General features: G+C 51.6%; 28 protein-coding genes. 17 read left to right on the top strand and 11 right to left on the bottom strand.

The genetic code is table 11. From position 1 onward, the window contains the following. Positions 1-44 precede the first annotated feature (44 nt). Both TPEN_RS01950 and TPEN_RS01945 read left to right on the top strand, forming a co-directional pair. Complete coding sequence (locus TPEN_RS01950; RefSeq protein ID WP_011752057.1) at positions 45-605, top strand: phosphoribosyltransferase; 561 nt, start codon at positions 45-47, stop codon at positions 603-605. Between the two features lie 156 nt (positions 606-761). After that, entirely contained in the window at positions 762-1,352 is a 591-nt protein-coding gene (locus TPEN_RS01945) for a DNA replication complex GINS family protein (RefSeq protein ID WP_052885024.1), read from the top strand. A 26-nt stretch (positions 1,353-1,378) separates the two neighbouring features. Here the strand turns inward: TPEN_RS01945 and TPEN_RS01940 are convergent, their stop codons facing one another. Next, on the bottom strand, positions 1,379-1,969 hold the full coding sequence (locus TPEN_RS01940; RefSeq protein WP_011752055.1) for a YiiX/YebB-like N1pC/P60 family cysteine hydrolase: 591 nt from the start codon (positions 1,967-1,969) through the stop codon (positions 1,379-1,381). A 164-nt stretch (positions 1,970-2,133) separates the two neighbouring features. Between TPEN_RS01940 and TPEN_RS01935 the strand changes: the two genes are divergently transcribed. After that, positions 2,134-2,559, top strand: coding sequence for a translation initiation factor IF-2 subunit beta (locus TPEN_RS01935; protein ID WP_011752054.1), 426 nt, complete (start codon positions 2,134-2,136; stop codon positions 2,557-2,559). A gap of 7 nt (positions 2,560-2,566) precedes the next feature. Here the strand turns inward: TPEN_RS01935 and TPEN_RS01930 are convergent, their stop codons facing one another. The 4 genes from TPEN_RS01930 to TPEN_RS01915 all read right to left on the bottom strand — a co-directional run bounded on the left by TPEN_RS01930 (position 2,567) and on the right by TPEN_RS01915 (position 6,730). Further along, a complete protein-coding gene (locus TPEN_RS01930; RefSeq protein WP_011752053.1) occupies positions 2,567-3,721 on the bottom strand; it encodes a tRNA (guanine(10)-N(2))-dimethyltransferase in 1,155 nt (384 codons plus the stop codon). 42 nt (positions 3,722-3,763) lie between these two features. After that, a complete protein-coding gene (locus tag TPEN_RS01925; RefSeq protein ID WP_187146343.1) occupies positions 3,764-4,645 on the bottom strand; it encodes a helix-turn-helix domain-containing protein in 882 nt (293 codons plus the stop codon). A 148-nt stretch (positions 4,646-4,793) separates the two neighbouring features. Further along, positions 4,794-5,495, bottom strand: a complete 702-nt coding sequence (locus TPEN_RS01920) for a fibrillarin-like rRNA/tRNA 2'-O-methyltransferase (protein ID WP_011752051.1) — start codon at positions 5,493-5,495, stop codon at positions 4,794-4,796. Continuing rightward, the gene (locus tag TPEN_RS01915) at positions 5,492-6,730 is read right to left on the bottom strand and encodes a Pre-mRNA processing ribonucleoprotein,-binding region (protein WP_011752050.1); all 1,239 of its coding nucleotides are present in this window, start codon (positions 6,728-6,730) and stop codon (positions 5,492-5,494) included. The genes TPEN_RS01920 and TPEN_RS01915 overlap by 4 nt, the downstream gene beginning before the upstream one ends. A 94-nt stretch (positions 6,731-6,824) precedes the next feature. Between TPEN_RS01915 and TPEN_RS01910 the strand changes: the two genes are divergently transcribed. The 4 genes from TPEN_RS01910 to TPEN_RS01895 all read left to right on the top strand — a co-directional run bounded on the left by TPEN_RS01910 (position 6,825) and on the right by TPEN_RS01895 (position 9,902). Then, complete coding sequence (locus tag TPEN_RS01910; protein WP_011752049.1) at positions 6,825-7,106, top strand: H/ACA ribonucleoprotein complex subunit GAR1; 282 nt, start codon at positions 6,825-6,827, stop codon at positions 7,104-7,106. Next, positions 7,103-7,942: a TFIIB-type zinc ribbon-containing protein gene (locus TPEN_RS01905; RefSeq protein WP_011752048.1), complete on the top strand. Its 840-nt coding sequence runs from the start codon at positions 7,103-7,105 to the stop codon at positions 7,940-7,942. The genes TPEN_RS01910 and TPEN_RS01905 overlap by 4 nt, the downstream gene beginning before the upstream one ends. Positions 7,943-8,194: 252 nt before the next feature. Next, entirely contained in the window at positions 8,195-9,151 is a 957-nt protein-coding gene (locus tag TPEN_RS01900; protein WP_011752047.1) for a coiled-coil protein, read from the top strand. Positions 9,152-9,206: 55 nt separating this feature from the next. Beyond that, on the top strand, positions 9,207-9,902 hold the full coding sequence (locus tag TPEN_RS01895; protein ID WP_011752046.1) for an orotidine 5'-phosphate decarboxylase / HUMPS family protein: 696 nt from the start codon (positions 9,207-9,209) through the stop codon (positions 9,900-9,902). On the opposite strand, the gene TPEN_RS01890 is transcribed toward TPEN_RS01895, so the two are convergent. After that, positions 9,897-10,685, bottom strand: a complete 789-nt coding sequence (locus tag TPEN_RS01890) for an ATP/GTP-binding protein (protein WP_011752045.1) — start codon at positions 10,683-10,685, stop codon at positions 9,897-9,899. The genes TPEN_RS01895 and TPEN_RS01890 overlap by 6 nt on opposite strands. A 132-nt stretch (positions 10,686-10,817) precedes the next feature. Between TPEN_RS01890 and TPEN_RS01885 the strand changes: the two genes are divergently transcribed. Genes TPEN_RS01885 through TPEN_RS01870 form a run of 4 tightly spaced genes read left to right on the top strand, consistent with a single transcriptional unit; the run spans position 10,818 to position 13,911 of the window. Beyond that, complete coding sequence (locus TPEN_RS01885; protein WP_011752044.1) at positions 10,818-11,231, top strand: helix-turn-helix transcriptional regulator; 414 nt, start codon at positions 10,818-10,820, stop codon at positions 11,229-11,231. Beyond that, positions 11,224-11,787 carry an RNA 2',3'-cyclic phosphodiesterase gene (thpR, locus tag TPEN_RS01880; protein WP_011752043.1) on the top strand — a complete coding sequence of 188 codons (564 nt, stop codon included), beginning with the start codon at positions 11,224-11,226 and terminating at the stop codon, positions 11,785-11,787. The genes TPEN_RS01885 and thpR overlap by 8 nt, the downstream gene beginning before the upstream one ends. Beyond that, positions 11,774-13,177: a CCA tRNA nucleotidyltransferase gene (cca, locus tag TPEN_RS01875; protein ID WP_011752042.1), complete on the top strand. Its 1,404-nt coding sequence runs from the start codon at positions 11,774-11,776 to the stop codon at positions 13,175-13,177. Before thpR ends, cca begins: the two co-directional genes overlap by 14 nt. Beyond that, complete coding sequence (locus TPEN_RS01870) at positions 13,126-13,911, top strand: RIO1 family regulatory kinase/ATPase domain-containing protein (protein ID WP_148677890.1); 786 nt, start codon at positions 13,126-13,128, stop codon at positions 13,909-13,911. The genes cca and TPEN_RS01870 overlap by 52 nt, the downstream gene beginning before the upstream one ends. Here TPEN_RS01870 and TPEN_RS01865 read toward each other — a convergent pair. Further along, the gene (locus tag TPEN_RS01865) at positions 13,884-14,348 is read right to left on the bottom strand and encodes an Lrp/AsnC family transcriptional regulator (RefSeq protein ID WP_011752040.1); all 465 of its coding nucleotides are present in this window, start codon (positions 14,346-14,348) and stop codon (positions 13,884-13,886) included. The genes TPEN_RS01870 and TPEN_RS01865 overlap by 28 nt on opposite strands. A gap of 154 nt (positions 14,349-14,502) precedes the next feature. Between TPEN_RS01865 and TPEN_RS01860 the strand changes: the two genes are divergently transcribed. The 3 genes from TPEN_RS01860 (at position 14,503) to TPEN_RS01850 (ending at position 15,785) form a co-directional block, all read left to right on the top strand. Beyond that, positions 14,503-14,988 (top strand): class I SAM-dependent methyltransferase, encoded by a 486-nt coding sequence (locus TPEN_RS01860; protein ID WP_011752039.1) that lies wholly within the window; start codon positions 14,503-14,505, stop codon positions 14,986-14,988. Positions 14,989-15,091: 103 nt separating this feature from the next. Continuing rightward, on the top strand, positions 15,092-15,397 hold the full coding sequence (locus tag TPEN_RS01855; protein ID WP_011752038.1) for an RpoL/Rpb11 RNA polymerase subunit family protein: 306 nt from the start codon (positions 15,092-15,094) through the stop codon (positions 15,395-15,397). Positions 15,398-15,419: 22 nt separating this feature from the next. Continuing rightward, complete coding sequence (locus tag TPEN_RS01850) at positions 15,420-15,785, top strand: ribonuclease III family protein (RefSeq protein WP_052885022.1); 366 nt, start codon at positions 15,420-15,422, stop codon at positions 15,783-15,785. Here the strand turns inward: TPEN_RS01850 and TPEN_RS01845 are convergent, their stop codons facing one another. Continuing rightward, positions 15,786-15,935: a 30S ribosomal protein S30e gene (locus tag TPEN_RS01845; RefSeq protein WP_011752036.1), complete on the bottom strand. Its 150-nt coding sequence runs from the start codon at positions 15,933-15,935 to the stop codon at positions 15,786-15,788. Positions 15,936-16,114: 179 nt separating this feature from the next. Between TPEN_RS01845 and gatD the strand changes: the two genes are divergently transcribed. Beyond that, entirely contained in the window at positions 16,115-17,470 is a 1,356-nt protein-coding gene (gene gatD / locus TPEN_RS01840; protein WP_011752035.1) for a Glu-tRNA(Gln) amidotransferase subunit GatD, read from the top strand. Between the two features lie 2 nt (positions 17,471-17,472). Beyond that, on the top strand, positions 17,473-19,371 hold the full coding sequence (gatE, locus tag TPEN_RS01835; RefSeq protein ID WP_011752034.1) for a Glu-tRNA(Gln) amidotransferase subunit GatE: 1,899 nt from the start codon (positions 17,473-17,475) through the stop codon (positions 19,369-19,371). On the opposite strand, the gene TPEN_RS01830 is transcribed toward gatE, so the two are convergent. Both TPEN_RS01830 and TPEN_RS01825 read right to left on the bottom strand, forming a co-directional pair. Continuing rightward, positions 19,355-19,660 carry a signal recognition particle subunit SRP19/SEC65 family protein gene (locus tag TPEN_RS01830; RefSeq protein WP_011752033.1) on the bottom strand — a complete coding sequence of 102 codons (306 nt, stop codon included), beginning with the start codon at positions 19,658-19,660 and terminating at the stop codon, positions 19,355-19,357. The two genes, gatE and TPEN_RS01830, sit on opposite strands and share 17 nt — an antisense overlap. A 2-nt stretch (positions 19,661-19,662) precedes the next feature. Further along, positions 19,663-20,049, bottom strand: a complete 387-nt coding sequence (locus tag TPEN_RS01825) for a 30S ribosomal protein S8e (protein WP_011752032.1) — start codon at positions 20,047-20,049, stop codon at positions 19,663-19,665. A 151-nt stretch (positions 20,050-20,200) separates the two neighbouring features. On the opposite strand from TPEN_RS01825, the gene TPEN_RS01820 reads away from it, so the two are divergent. Next, positions 20,201-20,944 carry a proteasome assembly chaperone family protein gene (locus TPEN_RS01820; RefSeq protein WP_011752031.1) on the top strand — a complete coding sequence of 248 codons (744 nt, stop codon included), beginning with the start codon at positions 20,201-20,203 and terminating at the stop codon, positions 20,942-20,944. A gap of 15 nt (positions 20,945-20,959) precedes the next feature. On the opposite strand, the gene tgtA is transcribed toward TPEN_RS01820, so the two are convergent. Continuing rightward, the gene (gene tgtA, locus TPEN_RS01815) at positions 20,960-22,591 is read right to left on the bottom strand and encodes a tRNA guanosine(15) transglycosylase TgtA (protein ID WP_011752030.1); all 1,632 of its coding nucleotides are present in this window, start codon (positions 22,589-22,591) and stop codon (positions 20,960-20,962) included. Positions 22,592-22,682 lie beyond the last annotated feature (91 nt).

Below are 22,682 nucleotides of genomic sequence, written 5' to 3'. Positions count from 1 at the left end.
AAACCGCGCGTAAAAGTTAATTTACCTCTATAAGTAGAGTACATATGGGGAGGCAGAAAATACTGGTACTATCCTGGGAACAGTTCTTCCTGGATAGCGTGCAGTTATCGAAGAAGATCATTGAAAACGGCTATCGCCCCGACATCCTGGTAGCCATCGCGCGCGGGGGTTGGGTTCTCGGGAGGATTCTCTCGGACCTATTGTCCGTTCGGGACGCAGTAGCCTTAACGATGAAGTTCTATGAAGAGGTAGGGTCCCACAAGGAAAGACCGGTACTTGTACAGGAGCTCAACGTAGACCTTAGGGGCAGAAAAGTCCTCCTCGTAGACGATATCGTAGACAGCGGTGCCACCCTAAGGGAAGCGGTAAACCACCTCAGGAAGGCCGAGCCCTTAGAAGTAAGGACAGCTACCCTCTACGTGAAGACGTGGAGCCCATTCAAACCTGACTTCTACGTGAAGGAACTCTCAGAGTGGGTTGTATTCCCTTACGAGCTAAAGGAGACGTACCAGAGCCTGGGACGTAGCGAGGAATATCTTGCAAAAATGAAGGAAGCTGGCATAAGCGAAGAAATACTTCGCGAAATACTCGGGACAGACGGATAAAGGGCCCGCAGCGCTTTCAAGTTTTTCTTCAAATCCATAGAGGGGCTCAAAGCGAACCTATTAGGGCGCCCTGCTCGCCCATCTGAGAGAATGGCTCAGATTCTTCCGTGCAGCGAGCTAAAGGATTTAAATGCGTGCTAGGACTTTTGAATGGGCGTGATGAGCGATTACAGGGATCCAGGAGAGCTGCTCAAGGTGCTAAAGCAGGAGTTGCTGAACAACTCTCTTCAACCTATCAGTGTTGATTTCTACAGGGAAGCCCTTAAGGCCGTCGCCAGGCTCGGTGAGGATGAAAAACTTCTAAAGGAAGAGGTCAAAAAGACCTTAGAGACGATCTTCCTCATACGTTTAAAGAAAGAGGTAGACCTTCTAATTAAAGGCGTGAAACTAGATGAAAAGAGTCTACCTCCGGAAGAATACGGCGTCATAGAGAAAATAAAGGAGACTATCAACGGGATGGAAAAAGTTGTTTTTCGCGGCGAGGACTTGGAGAAAAGCGGAAGACAAGTAACTTCTCAAGCAAAAGGTTCTAGCGGTGAACAGAGATCAAAGGTAGAGGAATTTAGCTTTGTATACTTTCGGAAGAGCTTTTCACCTACGCTCGATGCACCGGAGCGTGGGAAAAGCATGAAGAGTGCGCTTTTCAAGAAAGGAGATTTTGCATTAATCCCCAAGAGACTGGCAAGGGAGTACAAGGAGCAAGGTACTGTTGAGATAATAGAAGAGTTACTGGAGCATGCAAAGTAGAAATAATTTCCTCGGAGAATGGGGCCTCAATTCGAGTAAAACGCAACCAGGTATACATCGTTGTCATCAGCTATCTCTTGAGGTGCAACGTTATACCCATACTTCAACGTAAACCCTGGATTTGCATCCAAGTCAGGACCACCTACAGCTAGGTAAGATGCCCATACAAGTTCGGAGCAGTAATAGCTTGAACCGTAGACTTGTTTCCCTCCGGGGTATACCAGCCAGCTGTAGTCATAAGGGTAACCTACCTTGGACAATGCCCACTGAACTGCTGCTAGCTTAATATAGCTGGATGTTTTTACCCTGTATATTCCCACGGCAGATACGTCGCTCGATATGGCGTCGTATATACTCTGAACCACTACGCCGTCCGATACTGCATGTACAACCATGCCGTTTCCAATATACAGGATGGCGTGAGAGTAGTAACCAGGTATTATGGAGGCAAGTTTCCCCCTCGTCAATATAATGTCTCCTGGTTGAAGCAAACTTAGGTCTATTTTGTATGCTAAGCTGGATGACCCACTGGAGCTTAGAGAGGTAGCAGGAGCCGCGACGACTGTTAGGAGAAGTACAGCGCAAGTGAATACTAGGAAGAGGTACTTGTTACTCACAACTTGTTTTGTGGTTTTTGTACTATAAAAATTTTTTCGTTATATTTTATAAGTATACACTAGGAAGAAATCACGGTAACAGGTTGACGAGATCGAACATGAATCGGTGAGAAAACATACACGCGTACGAAGGCTTTTTATTAGTGTTCGTTGAATAGTTGCCTATGACTCAGGCGTTTATGAGCTACGAAGAGCTACTTGAAAGAGCCTATTCGATGCTCCCAAGGCGTAGACGTCGCAGCACGGGTGAAAGGTTCGTTTTACCAACCTTCGAGGTGAGCAAGACGGGGAAGAAGGTATACATACACAACTTTAAAGACGTGGCAGAGAAGCTTAACAGGGAACCCCCCGTTCTTCTACGCTTTATACTAAAGGAGATAGCTCTTCCAGGTGTGTACGAGAACGGTACCGCCGTGATACACGGTGAAGTGTCTGCGCAGACCCTCAACAAGCTACTTGAAAGATTCTACAACGAATACGTCAAGTGCCCGGTATGCGAAGCACCGGACACGATCCTCGTAAAAGAGAAGAAACTAATGTACATCAAGTGTACAGCATGCGGAGCCGTCTCGCCAGTCAAACCCTTCTAGCGAGTTTTCAACTCTTCGCTATTGCTTCGAGAATTTCTCCTATGGATGCGCTCGTCCTAAAGCCTTTCGGGTCAAAGTGCGTACGGGACCCCTCAAATCCTCGAGCCCTTAACACCTCCAACACCTCGACAACAGACTTCTCCTCTTTTAATCGGTACGTGCTCGCAAACTTCTCCGTGGTGAAGTAGAAGGGGGGACGGGAAACTTCCTCTAGAATCGTAGAAACTACCCTCCAACCCTTCCCGCATAGACCGTGTGCCTTCAACTTGCTACTATACGCTCTACCTACCGCATCGGCAAACGTTCTTTGGAAGATCTCCTTTACCCATAAAGGTCCACCCACAACCCAGTTGTCGCTCCTCTCTTCCCGGTAGAAGTCGAAAAGAGGGACAGCCGCTCTTTCAAGGGATGTCGGGTTGTACTTCACAAACCCTATAGAGTCCGTTAATCCTCCGTAGCGGCTCTCTGTCTTCAGTACTAGTACGCAGACCCTTACGTGGTGTTCCATGTAGTACGAGTAGAGCGGGACGATTGTTCTACCCAGTTTTGCCGCTTCGCGTGCAATGAAGTAGAGCAGTATCCTTACGGCGAGTTCCCTTGAAAACTCCGTCTCTATGCTCTTGGAGAAGTACTTCCTTACGCAGGTTTTCGGGTACTTGCCTAAGAGCGGCGGGAGGTCCGTCGCGGTGACGCAAAGCAGGCCCTTATGCTTCAGGCACCTTAACGCCGGGTCTACGTACTCCGCCGGGCTACCGAAAGGATCCAAGTCCACGATGTCCACGCCGCTTAGCGATGCAAGCAAGCTAGAAGCATCCTCTCTCCGTACCTCCACGATGTCTGAAACCCCGTTTAAATCTACATTTTGCCTAATGATTTCCACCGCTCTCGGATTTATGTCGTTCAAAATGACCCTGCCTACGCCCTCGTTCTCTAACGCGTACCTTATCCCTCTAATACCCGTTGCGCTGAAAGCGTCTACCACCACTAGCCCCCCTCTACCGAGTAGTTCTGCGTACGCACCCACGATGACAGACGAGATATCCCTCGAGCACCGCATCCTAGGGTTGTAGAAAACCGGGGCCCAAGCAGGGTCCCTGTACTTTTCAGGGGGGTATACCTTGAAGACTCCCCTACCCTCTGATACCGTGGAGAGATCCTCCATGCATACCGCCTATATGGATGCCTGGAAAACGGGCATCCGCATTTATTCGTCACGCGTGTTCTCCATTATCCTAGACAGGTAGTCCCTAAGCTTCTCAGGCCTCCTCTTATCAACCACAATCACTTTCTCGCTCAAAATCTCCTCCTTGTTGTTCAGTATAACTACAGGGGTCTCCGTCGCCTCGGAAAGCTCCTTCACGTCCTGAACTTCCTCCTCTTTTGAGATCCCGGCCTTGATTGCAAACTTTGAAGTAGTTTTCAGCGATACTTTGAACCCAGCGTCTAGGGGTGCTTTATCGAAAAAGTACCTTTCCCCTACAAAGTCCCTCAGCGTGGAGATAAGCCACTCAACGTTTCTCCCCCTCTTGGCTGGGCTGCCAACGGAAGGCCTACCCGACTTCGTCAGCTCCCTCAGCGAATCCACGCTTATGGCTTCAAAGATCTCGCTGCCGAGTATCTCTTCGAGCTTCGCGGCTATCTCTAGTGTCGCGTCGCTGAGTCCCTCCTCGTAGTACGCTATGGTTCTCGCCGAGACACCAACCTCTCTCGCAAGGGCCCCCCTCGAGAGCCCCATCCTTTCCCGCGCCTTTCTAAGTTCTTTACCGTTAAGTTTCACGAATACTCCGCCTTTGCTAACGTAGACTAAGTACTTCCTTTCTCCTCTAAGGAGGCTATTTGCCGTAGAGCTACTAACCACGGGGACGTTGTGCCTAGAGTATACTACGTCCTCCTCTATCTTCTCACCCTTGTACGACTCGGCGATTATGAGGGGGAGCCCCTCTAAGAACTCGCTAAAAACTCGAAGATTCTCCGCAAGGTACTGTGTAACTTGGTAAGCGTCTTTCACTCTCTTTTCAAGCAAGATGTACTTAGACGCCACCGTAACCTCGTCAACACAGTACTCGGAGGACTTAAACCGAACCACTTTGTTCGTCATAGACGCTTATACTGCTTGGAAGTTTACGTCTGCGCACCTATAAGCTTTACGATAGGTTCATCGAAAGGGAGAGGTAAATCCATTCTGAACTCCAAGCTTTTCGGCACAAGAAAGGAAGAAGTCCGGTGTACAGGGGTTAGGGTTTCTGGGCAACTACAAATGCGTGAGCCTCATCATAGGGTTCTAGGTGCTTTACCTCCTTTACTTTGTAGCCTCTTTCCTCTAGGTGAGTTATCTCCCTCTTATACGTCTCCGAGGGGGTCGCGGTTACGTCTATACTCATAGCCTTTATAGCCATCATAATGTACCCTCCGCTTTTAAGGAACATATCCGCGTTGTCCGCAACGTACTTTGCCTGGAAGGGTTGCGCTATGTCGGCGTATACGACGTCGACCAGCTCAACTACGTGCGCGTACTTCGTCGGGAACCTGGCGTCGGCGAGGAGTGGAACTACGTTCTCCCTGTGAACTGCTACCTTCTCGATGAATTCACGCATAACGCGCGGAGCGAACTCTACGCCGAAGAGAACACCTTTAGGTCCGATTATGTCGGAGACGTGGCTAGGCGTGGTTCCAGAGGCTACCCCCAAGTAGAGGACCTTGACGCCGGGCTTTATCGGGTTAATGGTTATCCCCTTATGAATGGCGCCGGCTAGCTTGCTTCTATAAGGATTCCATGTTCTGAGCTCTTTGTCGCCGTGCTGGATTAGTGTTTCATCATAAACCTTTACGCCTGGAGCCAGGTTAACAGTTGCCAACTTTTTGGTCCCGTCCTCGTACTCCACGACGTATATTCCTGGGAATTTCTCGTGTTCCACCACTTTTACAGGCCTAATCATTTGCTCTCACCCTTCCTCTTGCCGTGCCCCCTAAACTTTTTCTGTGCAGGCTCTTTTTTAGCCTGCTTTGCGGGAGGCTTTGCATAGAGTGTCTTTATTTCTTCTATCCTCTTTTCCAGGTCTTCTCGTAGCTCGTCTGCCTTATACTCTCCCGTGAACGCGTCGATCCTGGCAGCGATCGCGAGTTTGCCTGCAAGAGCCCTTGCAATCTTACCTCTTTGCCATTTCGGCGATTTATGTATGTACGGGTGCTGGAAGATCACTCCGTGCTTGGGAGGACGTGCGCCGAATCTGAGTGCTCTGAAGAGAGCTTTTTCGGCGCCCAGAACCTGGATCGTGCTCGCGGGCAACCTGGCAAGCTTTTCTAAGCCTCCGGCGAGCGAAATCAGCCTAGCACCCAGGGTTGGCCCGACGAGACCCCTTATGTTGGGAGCTACGTCGTACATCGCCTCGTCTATGTACTTCTCTAGGTTTCTCCGTATGCTGTAGAGCTGGAGTCCAGCGTCGGATAGGAGCCTTATGGCGTTGAGGTCGAACTCTGTTAGCTCGGCTCCCATGCTGTTGGAAGCTGCTTTGACTATTTTCTGGGCGAGGTCATCCTTAAAGCCCAGCTCTTTGAGTTTTTCCAGGGAAATGTTGCTCCTAGAACCCAGTTTGCTCACTATTTTGAAGTAGTCCTCGTGGTCTTCGACTATATCGTTAAGCTCCGGGAAGTGGAGCCCGTACCACTCTCTCACTCTCGAAGCGAAGAGGTTTATCGTCTTGTTTACATCGTCCAGCGCGTTAACTGCTTGCGCTACGTAGAGGTCTCTTTTTTCGGCGACTTCCTTCACTTTCCACCGTGCCAGCAGGATCGTTGCCTCTCGTACTAGCCTGTAATAGTCCGAGTATGATATGCCGAATGCTTTCTCGACGATTGCTTGTTGCTGCTCTCGGAGAGCTCTGTGGACCTTACTCCCGGGTTGCACGGTTACTTTCACCTCCTTTAAGCTTTGGGAGATCTTTCTGGCCACTTCCTCGTCCTCTACTGCCAGCGTGTATTCCTTTGAGAGACTAGAGGCTAGAAAACCTAGAACCCTTTCTGGAACGTTTCCAGTTTCCAGCTCGTACATGAAGCGGGCGATCTTCTCGGGATCCTTATCCTGCGTTATCATGTCGCTGGCGAGTATCTGTCCTTCCTCGTTTACGAGCACCGGTCCCAGAGGAGTGAAGTGCAAGTAAACATTCATTTGCATGAGTCCCTCGAAACATAACCTCGAAATCCTAACATTTATAGCTTTGCCGCCGCGCGGCGCGAGGTTTTTATCATCGCGAAGCGATTCATGCTTTATGCAGTTGATCGGCAGGGCGCGTCTTTACTCGAGGAACAAGAACCTCGTAGTGGAGGCTTCAAACGTGCCTCCTATCGGCGAAAAAGTCTACGACGAGAAAGCTATGCTCGTAGGGTACGTTTACGACGTTATCGGCCCTGTGACTTCGCCATTCGTACTAGTAAAGGTCGACGAGTCCCGCTGGGAGCCCGAAGCCCTGGTGGGAAAGTTGCTCTACTGGAGCGGCAACGTGGGACCTACAGGTGGTAAGCTACGCACGAAAAAACAGCGGAAGAAGTGAGCTGCCCTAACTGTGGGCGAAAAGTGAAACCCATACTCAATTTCGAGACCGGCGAATACGCGTGCCCCTACTGCGGTTACGTCTTTCCCGAGAGCTTGCTCTTCACGGGTCGGAGCGCCCGCTCTAAGGAAGAATTCGCGAGAAAAGTCCACGACTACCCCGTCTCAAGGGGTATTGATACGACGCCCCAAGAAATATCCGAGAAGTACAAGCGTGCATACTACGAGTCGCTGGGAAAGGAGAGAAAGAGTGCTAGTTACCTTAGGGAGGTAGAGTCCATGGCTAAGTCTATGAACCTGCCTCCCCACCTCATCGAGGAAGTTAAGGAGTACTTTACAAAGGTGCAGAAAGAGGGCTTGTTGCGCGGAAGAAACCGCAAGGCGGTGGCAGCTGCCATAATCTACTACGTCTGCTCTAAGGAAAAGAACGTAAGTGTATCCCTTAAGGACCTCGAAGGTGTCGCGGGAGTCTCAGAGAATGACGTTAAAAAGGCTTACAGAGTGTTGCTGAAGAAAGGAGTATTTGAGCTTGGACAACCCCACGTATCGAAGCCTAGCAAGTATGTCTACAAAATAGTAGGTTCACACGAGTTACAAGAAGTCAGGAGCAACATACAGCTAAAACTTCTGGCAGACTTCGCCGACTCCCTTGGAAACCTGCTCCAAGGCAAGAAGCCTCGCGGAATCGCAGCGGCGGCAGTATACATTATCGCCAATCTTCTTGGATACAGGAAAACCCAGTCGTTGATAGCGAAAATAGCTGGAGTTTCAACGCTGACCCTGAGGAGAGTAGTGAAGGAAATAGACGAAAACCTCGACATATACATAGAGATCTAGCGCTGGGACTTGGAAGAACCTCCTGGAGTCGCGCACACGCCTCAGGCTTTTGATGTTTCAAGCCAGTGGATCATCTTTGGAGCCCAAGACTCGCGATCCTCTTCGGATAGCAAGGCAAGACTTGAGAAACGGATGGAGAGTGGCTCTTGGCTTCTCCCACTGTTCGAGGGTGATGCTCATCGCGCGCGGCTAAAAGTTTATAAATGAAGCTGATTTTTCAATGAGTGCAAAGCTTGAGGAAGGCGTTGCTGTATGGCCGCCGAAACCGAATCCATCGAATCCCTAAGGCAACAACTAATCGAGTATAGACAGAAGCTACAGGAGATAAGCGCAAAGATCCAGGAGGCTAGATCTAAGAGGGACTCTGCCAACGGCGAGGTCAAGCGGATCTCGGCCGAGATACGGAGCCTGAGGGAGCAGTACCAGGCTCTTCGGCAACAGATAGCGGCGGTAGCCGAGCAGAAGAAAACTCTTTACGAGAAGATTTCCAAGCTTCGCGAGGAGAAGAAGGGCATCTTAGAGCAACTAAACAAGTTGCGCGACGAGCTCAAACGCCTCAACGCCGAGTACAACAATCTCCGGGGCTTCCTAGGTTCTAAGAGGTATGACGAGGACGAGCTTCGAAACCGGATAGAGCAGCTCGAGTGGCAGTACCAGACGATGACTCTACCGCCGGAGGTAGAAAAGGTTCTTGTAAACAAGATACGTAGCCTCGAGTCGATATACGTTAATGTAAAGCACTTAAACGAGGTAAGGGCTAAAATTGAGGAAATTAGAGCGCAAATACCCGAGTTGAAGAAAAAGGTTCAGGCCATAAACGAGGAACTGAAGACTGTAGTCTCGGAGTACCTTAAAGTTAAGGAGCAGATGCAGGCTTTAAAGCAACAGAGAGACGAGCTCGTTAAAAGACTCGTTGAGCTCAAGCAGGAACGCGACAGGATAAGGGAGACTGCGAACAACTATCACCAGATCTACATCTCGCTCCTCTCCGAGGAAAAGTCGCTCAGGGAGGAGCTTGAGAGAATCTCGATACTGCTGAAGGCAAAGGAGTTGTCGCAGCACCTGGAAGAGCGTAAGAGGCAACTCTACGGCAAAGCCATGGAGGCCTACGAGAGATTCCGCAGAGGAGACCCCGTAACCCTCGACGAGTGGAAGCTACTAGTCGAGTTTAACCTGATAAACTTGAAGTCCGGAGAGCAGCAGTCCTAGGATCCTTCGAGACGCACGCGCGAGCTTTATAAACAACGGCTAACTTTACTTTCTCGTGTCGAGGCGTTACCTGGTTCAGGTTGCGCTCGACGTAGTAGACGAGGAGCGCGCCTTGAGAGTAGCTGGAGCGATGGGCGAGGGTTGTAGGCAGGGAGCTTTCCCCTGCGATAGACTTGTGGTGGAGGCGGGAACACCCTTAATCAAAGCTGTGGGAGTGAGAGTGTTGCCTAAGCTTAAGCTCGCCTCCGGGGGTCTAACACTATACGCCGACCTGAAGACGGCCGACGTAGGAGAGCTGGAGGCCAGTCTAGCATACGACTTCGGAGCCGATATAGCGTCCGTCCTAGCGAGGGCTCCCATGGGTACGCTGAAGGCTTTCCTTGAAGCCGGGCTAAAAAGGGGAAGGCTCGTCGCCGTGGACACTATCGGTATCGAAGCTAGGGAAGTACCGTTCCTCGTGCGAGAAATCATCCGCGTAGCCCGCGAGATAGGCTTCCCCCTAGAGAAGCTGGTCGTCGAGCTTCATAGAGGTATAGACGAGGAAGCATCGAGGCAGAAATATTTTGAGGAGCTCGGCGTTGCTGTGAACCAAATAAGGGAGCTTAGCCCAGAGGTGAAGATAGCGGTTGCAGGCGGCATTACGCCTGCCGTGAAGAGCCTGGTCGAAAAACTGGAGCCAGACATCTACGTGGTGGGGAGGTACATCACGCAGAGTCCAAACGTGGTAGAACGGATCAAGGAATTCCTATAATTCACTTGCGTCTCTCTCGAAGTCCTCTCCCCCTCTATAGATCTGTTGCAAGTAGAAGTACACTTGCTCGAAGTTTTCCTTGGTTTTCGCAGAGACGGGTACGAACGGGACTACTTCCATGAAGTCCGATAAGAGTCGTAAAACTCTCTTCGTGAAGACTCTGTCTACGTTGCTCGCGAACTCGAGCTCGTTTTCCATAGACTCCACATCGGACAACCAGTTTAGCAGCCTGTTTTTCTCCATGTCTTCAAGCACGTCGATCTTATTGACTGCGACTGTCAGCGGTAGCCTCAGCCTATAGTACATCGACGCCGAGAGGAATAGCTGGGATAGGAAGTTGTAGGGTTGAGTGGCTATGCTGGCGTCCACCATGAACACCGCAGCGCAGAGGGAGCTGGACGAGCATAGTTCGCTGACAATGTAAGTACCGCTCTGCCTGTAAGCGAAAATCTCCATCTGGCCCGGCGTGTCTACGAGGACGTAGCCTTCGGGTAGGTCTTCCATGGCGGCCTGCACCTTGTCTAAATGTTCAACAGCCAAGTCGACAGAGGCTATTATCGCCCCATTAGGTCCCAAGTTATACTTCTCTATTACATCCCTCACGAATACGTACTCCCTTATGTCGATGTCGGGGTCATAGTCTAAGTATTCCACGGCGGGGTCGAGGTTGATTGTTGAAGCGGGGGTACTCTGTGAAAGTAGCCAGTCCTTGAAGCTCGAAGTGAATGTACTCTTTCCGGAGCCAGCTGGTCCCACTATAAAGACGACCAAGTACTTCACCATAATGCCTCTCAAGAGTGTTATGCTCTCCCCCGATATTACTCTTTGCTCCGTGCGAACGTAGGGGAAACTAGCGCGCGAAGAAAAACGATTTATTCATGTTTTGCGAAGATAAACTTTCAGAGGTAACTTCCAATGGCTCCTGCTTCGAAAGTCTATGCCCACGAGGAGGACATAGAGGAGCTAGAAGAGTCATCCGTGCAATTTCAGGCACTAGAGAGGAGAGTCCTGGAGCTTTTAAGGGAGGCTGGCGAGAAGGGTGTGCTTCAGCGGGAACTATGGAAGAAGCTGGATGTAGACAGTAGAAAGGGATTGAAAATACTACGCAAGCTGGAGTCCCAGGGCCTCATTGCGAAGGAACAAGTCGTCTACAAGGGCAGGAAAACCTACGTACTAAAGCTCGCGAAGGAAGCAGAAGAGGTGCAGATACCTGGCTTCTTGGAGGAAATCCCGTGCTTCTTCTGCCCCTTCCTACATAAGTGCGCTTCGGGCGAAAGAGACATTTACTCCTGCGCGATACTGCAAGAATGGCTGAACAAAGATGACTAACCTGATACGTAGTTTCGTAGCGGTAAAAGTGTCCTCTCCAAGCGTTCTGCAGAGGGTTGAAGCCCTGCAGTCTGATTTACGCGACGCTGGTTTAAGCGCGAAGTTTGTTGAGAAAGAAAACCTCCACATTACGCTGAGATTCCTCGGAGAAATCCCTCCGCACACGCTAGAGGAAGTTAGAAACAGATTGGCGAAACTGAGCTACCACAGATTCAAGATCGTCTTGAAGGGGGTGGGGGGCTTCCCAAGTCTTGACCGCCCGAGAGTTCTCTGGATAGGTGTAGATGAAGGAAGCAGAGAGCTATCAGAGCTAGCTGAGCTCGTGAGAACCTCGCTGAAAGGAGTGAAGCTCCCGGAACCCGACGAGGAGTTTCACCCCCATTTAACCATTGCGCGGTTAAAGGGACCTTTAAGCGCAGGCGCGAGGAGAATAATCGCCGGAAGCGCGGATACCGTTTTTGGGGAGCAGGAAGTAACATCCTTCTCGCTCTACAAAAGCACTTTAACGCCGCGCGGGCCGATTTATGACGAGATCGCCAGATATGACTTGCCGTGATCCATGCGTCTTTAAGTACCCGGAGTGCCTTGAAGAAGTCCTGAAGAAAGTAAAGCCCAGCGCAGAGGATAAGAGAGCTCTCGACCTTTTCGCGGAGAGACTAATGGCGGTGGTGCTCGAGGAGGCGAATACGCGTGCAGGAGGAGAAGTGAGCGTAGAGCTTCACGGCTCCTACAGGCACGATACTTGGTTGAAAGGCGAGGCAGACATAGACTTGTTCCTCTTATTCCCGAAGAAGTATTCGCTGGAAGAGATGAAGGAGGTGGCCAGAAGAGTTTCTGAAGGTTCTTCTGCAAGGCTGGGCGCTCGAGTAGAGGAAAGGTATGCCTCCCATCCGTACTACACGCTAGTGTTCCCGAACAGCGTCGAAGTAGATGTAGTGCCTGCATACAGGGTTTTTTCTCCAAGCGAGATAGTCACGCCTGTCGACAGGACGCAACTTCACACTGCGTACCTCGAGAGAAAGCTGTCGGAGAAACCCTGGCTCAAGGACGAGATACGCCTCTTGAAAAGGTTACTAAAAAACCTGGGAATCTACGGCGCTGAGCAGAGCTTAAAGGGGTTCTCAGGATACCTAGCGGAGATACTCGTCGTGTACTACGACGGGCTCGAGAAGCTCCTACGCGAAGCGGCGCGGTGGCGTCCCGGCAAAGTCGCGGTGCCCGACGGGAAGGATCTTCTGGAAAGGTTCAAGGGACAGCCGCTCGTGGTTCTTGACCCCGTGGATTCCAGGAGAAACGCGGCGGCGTCTGTGAGCCTTGACTCGTTGTCGAAGTTTATCCTTGCCGCCAAGATGTTCAGTGAAGACGAGAACATCCTGTGTTGCCTGTTAGACCCTCCGGAGCCCCGAGTGGATCCAGACGAGGAACTGCCCCGCTTACTGAGTTCGCACAACGTTATTGCCGTGCTGGCACGTCGTCACCCCGAATTACCTGGCGATGCCTTGCTCGGCAAGATGCAGAGAATAGGCAAAAGCCTCGAGGGCTACCTCGCAGGGCTAGGCTTTAAGGTTCTAAGGTTCAAGGCCACGTTGCTATCTGGTACACCGGCGTTGCTAGTAGAGCTGGAATCGCTTACTTCGCCGAAGACGGTTCTACACGTAGGACCACCTGTTTGGCACCCCAACGCGGGGAACTTTCTCAGGAAGTGGTCTACGAAGAGCTACGGTCCCTTCGTTTCAAACGGTAGGCTCGCCGTGATTAGAAACGTGGTTTCAGAGGAAATCTCGGAGCACGTATTATCGCTTTTGAAGAGCTACGCGGGTTTTTCCTGGGAGGTTAAGGATTTGAGGAACATACTCCGCGATTTATCAGCAGAGGAGAAGAAGGAGGTCTACAGATGGTTGAGCAGTGTAGAACCCTGGACAATCTGCGCGCAATACATGAGTTAAAGGCTGTTCTGTGCTACCCCAGCATGGATCCCGAGTGTGCCGTTCAACGCGCAGTGGAGCTCAGCATGCTTGGAGTGCATAGCCTGTGCCTCGTAGGAAGCGTCGAACTGGGGTCGCTTAGGGTGATAGGGAAGGGTACGACGAGCCTCGTTGTCAAGGGATTAGCGAGGAGCGGCGTTGTCGCCGTTAAGATCAGAAGGACGGACGCGAATAGGGTCTCGCTTCTACGCGAGGCGAGAATACTGGAGTCCGTCAAGGAGCTAGGCGTGGGTCCCAGGATCAGGTGCGCTTCGAGAAACTTCCTCGTCTGGGACTTTATAAACGGGGTGGACTTCGCCGAGTGGGTCGAGAAGGTAGCCTCTAGGGAGGAGCTCGAAACGGTCCTGGAAAAACTCTTGACAAAGCTTTTCCTCTTGGATCAGCACGGCATCGTGCACGCAGAGCTCTCCCAGCCCAGTAACCACATACTCGTAGACCTGGAAAGGCTGGAGCCAGTACTCGTGGACTTTGAAAGCGCCAGCCTTGACTCGCAGAAATCCAACTTAACCCAGTTCATGGGATTTTTGGTGAACAAGGGTAACCCTCTCTCGGAAAAGCTGAGGAAAAGCCTAGGCTTAGACGACCCCTTGAAAATAGAGAACCTGAAGAAACTCCTAAAAGCCTACAAGCTCTCCAGGGATTCCGAGAGCTTTAGAGAAATATTGGACTACTTTAAAGCCTCGATAATTACGTAGGTCTTAGTCTCCTTTACCCCTTCGATGGAGTTTATCTTGTCCAAGATCTCGTCGAGCATAGCCTGCGAAGCCTGTATTATCAGGTCTATGTCTCCCGTAACTCTGTAGACTCTATCCACGGGCAACGTCTTAATTATCTCGTAAGCCTGTAGCCTCTTCGTGGGGTGTAGCTTTACGAAGATGAAGGTATCCCCGGCCTGCTTCCCAACTATCGGTAGAACTTTCTCCGTTAAATCCAGGAACCCTCTACCGGTGCGGATATAGCCCGCCTCCTTAAGCTTCTTCAGATGGATGTTTAGCGCTTGACGCGAAATACCCAGTTCAAGCGAGATCTTCTGCTGAGTATCCGTCACTGTAAACACTCGTAGAGGTTTGCTTCTTCTAAACAGGTGTCTAATCAGCTCTACCTGTTTTTCAGTCAAGCCCTCGTGGCTCATACGGTAAATGAATGTAAAGTCAGATATATACTTTGTTTCAGAGACCGGCGGCTCTTTCTTCGAGGCGTTAGCACCGCTTGTCCATGCTTTCTCGAAGCGGCTTTATAGGCACGTGCGTGACAAGGTTTTAATTTGCACTAGAGGTATTTATACCGTGTCGGTAACCGTACCCTATGTACCGAGCCCCTACGAAGTGATCAGGAAGGCTCTAGAAATAGCCGGCTTGAAAAGCGGTGAACTTTTCCTCGACCCCGGGTGTGGGGACGGGCGGTCGCTGGTTATCGCGTCGAAAGAATTTGGCGCGAAGGCTGTTGGAATCGAGATACGGAGAGACCTCTTGGAGCAAGCTATGAAGAACGTTATTGAAGCTGGGGTCTCCGGGAACGTAGTCTTGGTAAACGGGAGCTTCTTCGAGGTAAAGTTCCCAAAGGCAGACGTGGTTTTCCTATACCTTTTGACTAGCGTTAACGAAAAACTGAAACCGAAGCTTCTAAGTGAGCTGAAACCCTCGACTCGCATAGTTTCGCACGATTTCGAGATAACAGGGTGGCGACCGGTCGAGGTGTACAACCTAGAGGAAGGGGGTAGGAGCCACAGGATCTATTACTACGTAGTAGAGGAGAGTTCGAGACAGCCTTGAACACGCTGAACTCGAGGCTCGGAGAAGCTTCTTGGAGCCGAGGTGCGCTACGTAGCTTGCAGAACGTTTTTATAATGCGTTATTGGGCTTTTTCTCGAGTGCTATGCAGAGTACGGGTGGTGTTGCACGAGAGGATACAGTAGTGGAGGTCGTGAGGTATGCTACTAACGTTTTAGAGCTGAGGATAAGAGGGGAGGGGCACACGTTGCTCAACCTCCTCGTGGACGAGCTCAACAGGATACCAGACGTTGAAGCAACGTACCGTGTTGACCATCCATTGCTCAACGTGGCGCATCTTCTCGTGAGGACTAAGGGCTCTAAGCAACCGCTGGAAGCAATCAGGGAAGCCGTGGAGTCCCTGAGAGCCAAGCTGAAGGTAGTAGCGGAGAGCGCCGCGGCGCTGGGGTAGCTTCTTCCCATTAGTGGGTAGGATGCTGAAAGAAGAACTTGAGAAGGTTTTGCGAAGCAAGGAGCTTGCGCGTTTAGGAGACTCGTTGGTGAATTTCCTGGTTTCGGCGGCTTTAACGCTCATAGGCAGACCGACCGGCGTGAAGGTTCCAGGCGAAACCCTTGCACGGGCATTCCTTTCTTCGAGGCTCAGTAAGCTTGGTAAGCCCCGCGGGATCGCCCCCGGAGAAGCTATGGAGGCCTTTCTGGCGTATGCCTGGCTGAAGGGGTCTCTCTCTTGCGAAGAAAGCGTGGAGATGCTTTATACCGGTCTCAGAGAAGGGTACGACGTGGCTCAAGCACTAGCAAAGCTTGCTGACTACCTGTTGGAGAAAATAGAGGCTGACTAGTTACTGGGAACTTGCCGCGTACAGTATGCGCCTTCTGTAGTTCCTGTAGTTGCGCCTCCTGGGTATCAGGTTCTTCTTGGGCTTTGGAGGTATCTTTGGTGTAGCATTCCTAACCTTGCCCGCTTTCGTCAGGCTTCCGTGAGACGGCATACCAACGCACCCAGAAAGAGAGCAAGCTTATTCCTTTTAAATTTATCGCGCGAGAGGCGGTAAAGGGTTTCACGGCTTACGCGCGCCGTGGACAGGAAGCAAAAAACCAAGAAAGAACGAGCATCTAGTCCTCCCCTTTCCGCGCTTTATTTATAGGGTGGGCTTAGAGTTATAGCTTGATGTCCCAGGGGTATAGCGAAAAGGTCAAAGAGCTCCTCGACTCTGTGGGTGCGGCGTTCTTCGACAGAGTGAAGATCAAACTTGCCGATGGGCTAGTACTTGAAGGATTACTCATGCCACGCCCGGCGTTCGGGGATCCGGACGTCGTAGTCTTAAAGCTTGACAATGGCTACAATATCGGTATATCTCTTCAGAGAATAGTGAGCGTAGAGCTTCTGGAGAAGTTTAGTCCTCGAGAAGCGCCAACTCCCGGTGAGGAGGAGGGCTCACAGGAGGACTTCGGGCAGCCTGAACCCAGGGTTTTCTTTGTGGGGACAGGGGGCACTATAGCCTCGCGCGTCGACTACGTTACTGGCGCCGTTTACCCCTACTTTACGGCCGAAGAACTTTACTCGATGATCCCCGAACTTAAACGGCTTGCCCGGATTTCCTCTGAAACCCTATTTAGCATATTCAGCGAGGACATGACCCCGTCTCACTGGCAACAGCTAGCCAGCAAGATAGGAGAGATTTTCCGCCGGGAGAGCGACGTTAAAGGCGTAGTCGTCGCGCACGGAACGGATACTCTTCACTACTCTGCAGCCGCTATGGCGTTCGCGGTTCAGGAAGCCCCAGGACCTATAGTCTTCGTTGGAGCACAGAGGTCTTCTGATAGGCCTTCGAGCGACGCGGCGCTCAACGTGATCGGCGCCACAGTGGTAGCCGTTCATGCACCTTTTGCTGAATCCGTTATAGCCATGCACGGAAGCGTGAACGATGATACTATACTGGTTCACAGAGGCGTGCGCGCCCGCAAGATGCATACCAGCAGGAGGGATGCGTTCATGAGTATTAATTCAAAGCCTATAGCCGAGGTGGACCCTCTTCGAGGCAGCCTGAAGCTCTCTACGAGCACGTATAAAGGTAGGGGCGATGACGTGGTCGTACAGGCTAGTTTTAGCGATAAGGTCGCGCTCGTCAAGTTCTACCCCGGAATGTCTCCTGATATTTTCGACTTTTACCTTGAGAAGGGCTTCAAGGGGCTAGTCATAGAGGGAACGGGTCTAGGCCACGTTAGCACAGCTCTCATAGACAGCGTAAGGAGGCTCGTTCGCGAAGGGGTGTTCGTAGCTATGGCTTCCCAGTGCATTTTCGGCAGGGTTAACATGAACGTCTACAGGACGGGGGTCGAGCTGATAAAAGCAGGTGTTGTTCCCGCCGGCGACATGATTCCGGAGACAGCTTACGTGAAGCTCAGCTGGATCCTAGGGCAAACCGAGGACCCAGAGGAAATTCAGAGACTGTTCACTGCGAACCTAGCGTTCGAAATATCTGAAAGGTCCGAGTTTGACCACTACCCGGGAGCGAGGTGGTAAGCGTGGAGCCACGCGTACGCTGTGGTCTTGAGATACACCAAATGCTTGACACCGAGAAGAAGCTCTTCTGCTCGTGTCCCACTTACCTCAGAAAGGATGACCCCCACTTCACCTTCAGGCGAAGATTGCGCCTCGCTAAAAGCGAGGTCGGTGAAATAGACCCGGCAGCGCTGTTCGAGTACGAGAAGGGCCTCTCGTACTTATACGAAGGCTACAGGGAGAACGTCTGCCTGGTGGAAATGGACGAAGAGCCTCCCCACGAGCTTAACAGGGAGGCGCTTGAGCTTGCACTGAAGTTCGCGCTAATGGTGGGAGCCTCCGTTGTAGACGAAGTCCACGTAATGAGAAAAATAGTGATAGATGGGTCAAACGTCACCGGGTTCCAGCGCACGGCCTTGATAGCGATAGGCGGCTCGGTAGAGGTCAACGGAAAGCGGGTAGGCATACAGACCATCTGCCTCGAGGAGGATGCAGCGCGGAAAACCGGCGAGGTGATCGAGGAAAATGCCTTAAGGTACAGGCTAGACAGAATGGGGATCCCGCTAATAGAAGTCGCTACGGCGCCCGATATAACCTCTCCGGAGGAGGCTAGGGAGGTCGCCCTCAGGATAGGGCTCTTGCTGAGATCCCTTGGAAAGGTGAAACGAGAATTGGGGGCTATCAGGCAGGATCTAAACGTGTCGGTTGAAGGAGGAGCCAAGGTCGAGATAAAGGGAGTACAGTACCTGGACCTTATACCCAAGGTTGTCGAGCTAGAAGTTAAGAGGCAACTGGCGCTGCTGGAAATAAGGGACGAGCTGAAGAGGAGAGGGGTGACACGCGACGACCTCGTGTTCAAGCCGGTAGACGTGACGGAAATATTCCGTAACACCAAGTCGAAGGTTGCTAGGAAGGCTCTAGAGGCAGGTGGAAGAGCGCTAGCACTTAGACTGAAAGGCTTCGCGGGGCTTCTTGGGAGAGAAGTCCAGCCGGGGCGCCGCCTGGGTACAGAACTCTCCGATAGGGCAAAGTACTGGGGCAGGGTTGGCGGGCTTTTTCACAGCGATGAACTTCCAGCGTACGGCATATCGCAGGAGGAGGTTGAAGCTGTCAAACAAGCTCTCGGCGTGGAGCAAGGCGACGCCTTTATCCTGATATTCGACGAGCCCGAGAAGGCGCTGAGAGGTCTTAGGGCGGCTTACGAGAGAGCTCTGGAAGCACTAGAGGGGGTTCCTCCGGAGACCCGTGCCGCTAATCCCGACGGGACAACTAGGTTCATGAGGCCTAGGCCTGGAAGTGCGAGGATGTACCCAGAAACGGACATTAGGCCTATAAGGGTCACCCGAGAGTACTTGGAGAAGTTGAGGCAGGAGCTACCGGAGCCGCCGGAGAAGACTCTTGAAAGGGTTATGAGGGAGTACTCTCTCTCAAGGGAAGTTGCCTTCCAGTTGTTCAACATGCAACGAATGTATTTCTTCGAGGAGGCGGTTAAAAAGACGGGGGCAAGCCCACAGGTAGTTGCGACTACACTGGTAAACACCCTTGTTAGCCTTCGCAGAGAAAACGTTCCAGTTGAAAACCTATCAGAGGAGCGTTTGCTCGAAGTATTCAGGATGGTAGCCGAGGGTAGCATAGCTAAGGAGGCTATACCCGATGTTCTAAGAGAGCTTGCACTTAACCCCGAAGAGCAACTAGAGAATGTGCTGAGGCGAATAGGTATCGAGAGAATAGACGTTGACCGGTTAAGGGCGATGATAAGGGAGGTGATAGCGGAGAATAAAGACTATGTGCTCCAGAAGCGTGAAAAAGCCTTCGGGAAGCTCATGGGAGTCGTGATGGATAAGGTTCGAGGGAGAATAGACGGCTCCGTTGTAGCCAAAGTATTGAAGGAAGAACTAGAGAGCTTCATCTCCTCCTCTTAGAGCTTTGCTCTGCGCGTATTTTCTGGAGGTTCTCCGCTATCTTCTTCAGCAGAACGCTCTTCTTAACGTTTGCCTGAACTATTACGCGTCCCTGAACCTCATACCAGTACGCTGGGTGCTTGGCGTTTTCTTCGACCGTAAAGGAGAATCCCTCCCTCTTTACGGCTTCGACGATCTCGCTTAGCGTAGGCTTCTCAACGGCTAGTTTCCTCGGGACTCTTCGCCACTTTCTGGGCTTCGTAGAATCAAAGTACACGGGCCAGACTATGAAGCCGTTCTTTTTCAGCATTGTTACTCAACGAGAACGCCGTTAACCACGCCGTCCTGGCCTGGTCGAGAAGTGACTTTTACCTTGCCAACGCTCGTTTGCAGTATTGCGCCTTTAGAGATTATCCCTCTCCTTGCGAAGTCCTTGTTAGACGGGTTGTCCAGCACCTTGATTATTTGCGCTCTCACAGTCTTTCCCTCCTTTGGGATGTAAACGTTCACCTCGCTGGCAACCTTCACCTTTAACTTGTACGTATTACCTCGCGCTTTGACGACCTTAACTTCTGTTGCCTGCCCGGGAACGGTGAGTATCGGGTAGCGCCCAGAGAGGTATTTGCGCTTAGTCTTTACATGTCTACCCTTAATCCCGCCGGTTATTTTCCTCAGGTCATTGCCGTGGTAAATGCCCATATGATCCTCAACCCGACCTCCACCCTTGTAGTAAATATTTTAATTTTTCGTGTACGCATGTCGGGAATAAAGCATGAGCGATCCCCGAAGCGACAAACTCTTATCGCGCGCGCGAAAGGTTTAACAGTACATTTTTCTTTCTCTCACTCTTGTGACTAGAGAACTGAAATACGGGAAAGTGCGAGTCGTTCTCTCCGAGGACGTACACCCAGAGACTTTCCTGGCGGGCTTCCATGGAGTAGGGCATGTGGGGTGGATAGCAGTAAAGCACGTAGTCGAGAAACTCGAGGCTCAAAGAGTTGGATACCTGTTTACACAGTACATGCCTCCCTTCGTGAACGTTAGAAGCGGTATCCGAACTCCTTACGAGCTTTACTTCTCGCAAGGTATGCTCATCTTCCTACCGAACGTTCCAGTATCTCCCAAAGACTTTATCTCCGTCCCAGAAGCACTAGCCGAACTTTCAATAACCCTCGGCGTGAAGCTTTCTGTTCTTTTCGGCGGGCTAGACGCGTCCTACAAAGAGCCGGACGCGAAGCCAAGGATAGCCCCCACGAGGGCTTTCCTCCTATCGAAAGAAGACCTGATCAAGGAGAAGGGCTACCCGGTACTTGAGGAGCACCTAGGGATCGTTGGTCCACTGGCTATACTTCTTTCTGTATTTGAAGCGAATAATGTGCCGGCAGTCGCCATACTTCCCTACGCCGCGGCAGACAGGCCCGATCCTCGCGCGGCGGCAGAGGCGATAAAGGTCTTCCAGGAGATTACGGGCGTCAGGATAAGTGTCGAAGAGCTGTTGGAGCAGGGTGAGCGGCTTGAGAAGGAGGTAGCGGAGGTTGAGAAGAAGATAAAGGAGGCAATGAGGGAGAGAGAACCGCCGATGTATCATGTGTAACGCGTAGACGGGTGCCTATGCGATAGACTCGAGGAAGGAGATCATGCTCCTTATCCTTCCTGCAACAGCGGATGGGTTTAAAAGGGCCTCGTCGTAGTTCTCAACCTCAACGTAAGCCAGAAGCACGCCTTCCAAGGATAGTCTTTCTTTCAACTTATCCAGGAATACTTTGGGCAACGAGTGGTAGACCAGCACTACACGCCTGTAACCCTTGCTTAAAACGAACCACGCTAAGTCGGCGAGCACTTCGTCCACCGCCTCTCTGAATACCTCTCCACTAGCCTCGTACTGCGATAACGGGTAAAAGCCATCCAGCTCTAGCGGTATGACAGAGAAAGCTCCCGAAAGTACAGCGACGTCGACATCCACTGGGAGCATCGGGTCTGCTCCTAAGATCTCCTTCACGAGCCCGGCGCGAGTAAAGGGTTTTTGAGGTGTCTCTTCGAACACTACGAGCGTGTCTCTCGCCCTCTTGTACCTTTGAGCAAGCCTGTTTACATGCCTAACAACCTCGGGCCTATACCGGCTGAGCCCGCTGTAGAAGAACAAGCCTTGTACCGGCGACCTTGTTACGGGGTGCCTCTTAGCGATGTACTCAGCGTACCGGGCGAAGACTCTGAGAGCATCTCTAAGGGATGGGTGCGTCATTGATCTTTCCTCGAGAAGCTCCCATAGCCGTCCCTCGTGTATGGCTTCGCGAATTTCCTTAAGTTCTTTTTGGATAACGTAGAGGTTGTGGCGCGCCAGCAGAACCACTCTTTCCTGCTTCGGTAGCTCTCTTAGCTCTCTCGCGGAATACTTCGAGCAAACGGGACAGTTACAGGGTAGCTCCTCTACCTCTCCGAGCCTCAACGTACCCCTAGAAGTGAACACTCTGTCGTCACGAGCATAAAGCACGTATGAAGCTGAGTCGAAAGTATCTACGCCCATCGCCACGGCTAGCGGGAGCATCACTGGATGACCGGCGCCGAACAAATGGAGTGGGGCCTCCCATGGGAGGTTTAGTCTAGCCGTCATAACTAGCTTCACAAGCTCCGAGAAGTCGTACTCTTCCATTAGTTGTGTAGGGCCTCCAACCGCGTAGACATCGAACGGCATTTCCCCGAGCCTCCGAGCGGCGGTGGCCACAATGTCCGTGTACAAGCCTCCCTGCACGGGTCCTACGAGAAGCATCCCGTCCCTCTCCACGGCTAAGGATGCCTCGGCTCTCCTCAGCGTCTCCTCGACCTCCGCGAGAACTTGTCCCCGTGGAACACCCTTCTTCGTGGGTATGTCGAGTATGACCCCGATGTCTGACCCTATCTCTACTTGGAACCTGACTATCTCCAGCGGGTCTACCTCTACGCGCCCGTAAACCATGAGCTGGTACGCACCGGAATCCGTCATTACCGGTGTGTCGACGCCGAGCAATTGGTGTACCTTAACCTCTTTTGCTAAGTCCCCGTACTGACGCTTTATGATGTAGCTATTAGTCATTATAAGGTTAAAGCCCATTTGCTGTATTTCTCGGGGTTCGAGTACTGGCTTGGAGGGGTTGATGACCGGTGTCAAGGTCGGGGTTTCAACGTTTCCTCTACGCGTGGAGATGCTACCTATCCTGCCGAGCAGGTCTACCTCCTTTATCTCAAATACTTCACTCCAAACCATAAGTACGCGCGGGGAAAAGAGCTAGTTAAGTCTTATATTAAATTCGCTCGTGTGCGTAAAGCTTTAAAATGCGTGAATGTGGGACTGGTAG

The sequence above is a fragment of the Thermofilum pendens Hrk 5 genome, assembly GCF_000015225.1.
Taxonomy (GTDB): domain Archaea; phylum Thermoproteota; class Thermoprotei; order Thermofilales; family Thermofilaceae; genus Thermofilum; species Thermofilum pendens.
The sequence above is the reverse complement of the archived record's forward strand: the minus strand, read 5'-3'. Positions and strand labels throughout refer to the sequence as shown.

Bases quoted from the DNA above. Each gene is read 5' to 3' on its own strand.
- TPEN_RS01950 (WP_011752057.1), top strand. From the start codon at position 45: ATGGGGAGGCAGAAAATACTGGTACTATCCTGGGAACAGTTCTTCCTG.
- TPEN_RS01935 (WP_011752054.1), top strand. From the start codon at position 2,134: ATGACTCAGGCGTTTATGAGCTACGAAGAGCTACTTGAAAGAGCCTAT.
- TPEN_RS01930 (WP_011752053.1), bottom strand. From the start codon at position 3,721: ATGGAGGATCTCTCCACGGTATCAGAGGGTAGGGGAGTCTTCAAGGTA.
- TPEN_RS01920 (WP_011752051.1), bottom strand. From the start codon at position 5,495: ATGATTAGGCCTGTAAAAGTGGTGGAACACGAGAAATTCCCAGGAATA.
- TPEN_RS01915 (WP_011752050.1), bottom strand. From the start codon at position 6,730: ATGCAAATGAATGTTTACTTGCACTTCACTCCTCTGGGACCGGTGCTC.
- TPEN_RS01910 (WP_011752049.1), top strand. From the start codon at position 6,825: ATGCAGTTGATCGGCAGGGCGCGTCTTTACTCGAGGAACAAGAACCTC.
- TPEN_RS01900 (WP_011752047.1), top strand. From the start codon at position 8,195: ATGGCCGCCGAAACCGAATCCATCGAATCCCTAAGGCAACAACTAATC.
- TPEN_RS01890 (WP_011752045.1), bottom strand. From the start codon at position 10,685: ATGGTGAAGTACTTGGTCGTCTTTATAGTGGGACCAGCTGGCTCCGGA.
- TPEN_RS01885 (WP_011752044.1), top strand. From the start codon at position 10,818: ATGGCTCCTGCTTCGAAAGTCTATGCCCACGAGGAGGACATAGAGGAG.
- thpR (WP_011752043.1), top strand. From the start codon at position 11,224: ATGACTAACCTGATACGTAGTTTCGTAGCGGTAAAAGTGTCCTCTCCA.
- cca (WP_011752042.1), top strand. From the start codon at position 11,774: ATGACTTGCCGTGATCCATGCGTCTTTAAGTACCCGGAGTGCCTTGAA.
- TPEN_RS01870 (WP_148677890.1), top strand. From the start codon at position 13,126: ATGGTTGAGCAGTGTAGAACCCTGGACAATCTGCGCGCAATACATGAG.
- TPEN_RS01865 (WP_011752040.1), bottom strand. From the start codon at position 14,348: ATGAGCCACGAGGGCTTGACTGAAAAACAGGTAGAGCTGATTAGACAC.
- TPEN_RS01855 (WP_011752038.1), top strand. From the start codon at position 15,092: ATGCAGAGTACGGGTGGTGTTGCACGAGAGGATACAGTAGTGGAGGTC.
- TPEN_RS01850 (WP_052885022.1), top strand. From the start codon at position 15,420: ATGCTGAAAGAAGAACTTGAGAAGGTTTTGCGAAGCAAGGAGCTTGCG.
- TPEN_RS01845 (WP_011752036.1), bottom strand. From the start codon at position 15,935: ATGCCGTCTCACGGAAGCCTGACGAAAGCGGGCAAGGTTAGGAATGCT.
- gatD (WP_011752035.1), top strand. From the start codon at position 16,115: ATGTCCCAGGGGTATAGCGAAAAGGTCAAAGAGCTCCTCGACTCTGTG.
- TPEN_RS01830 (WP_011752033.1), bottom strand. From the start codon at position 19,660: ATGCTGAAAAAGAACGGCTTCATAGTCTGGCCCGTGTACTTTGATTCT.
- TPEN_RS01825 (WP_011752032.1), bottom strand. From the start codon at position 20,049: ATGGGCATTTACCACGGCAATGACCTGAGGAAAATAACCGGCGGGATT.
- tgtA (WP_011752030.1), bottom strand. From the start codon at position 22,591: ATGGTTTGGAGTGAAGTATTTGAGATAAAGGAGGTAGACCTGCTCGGC.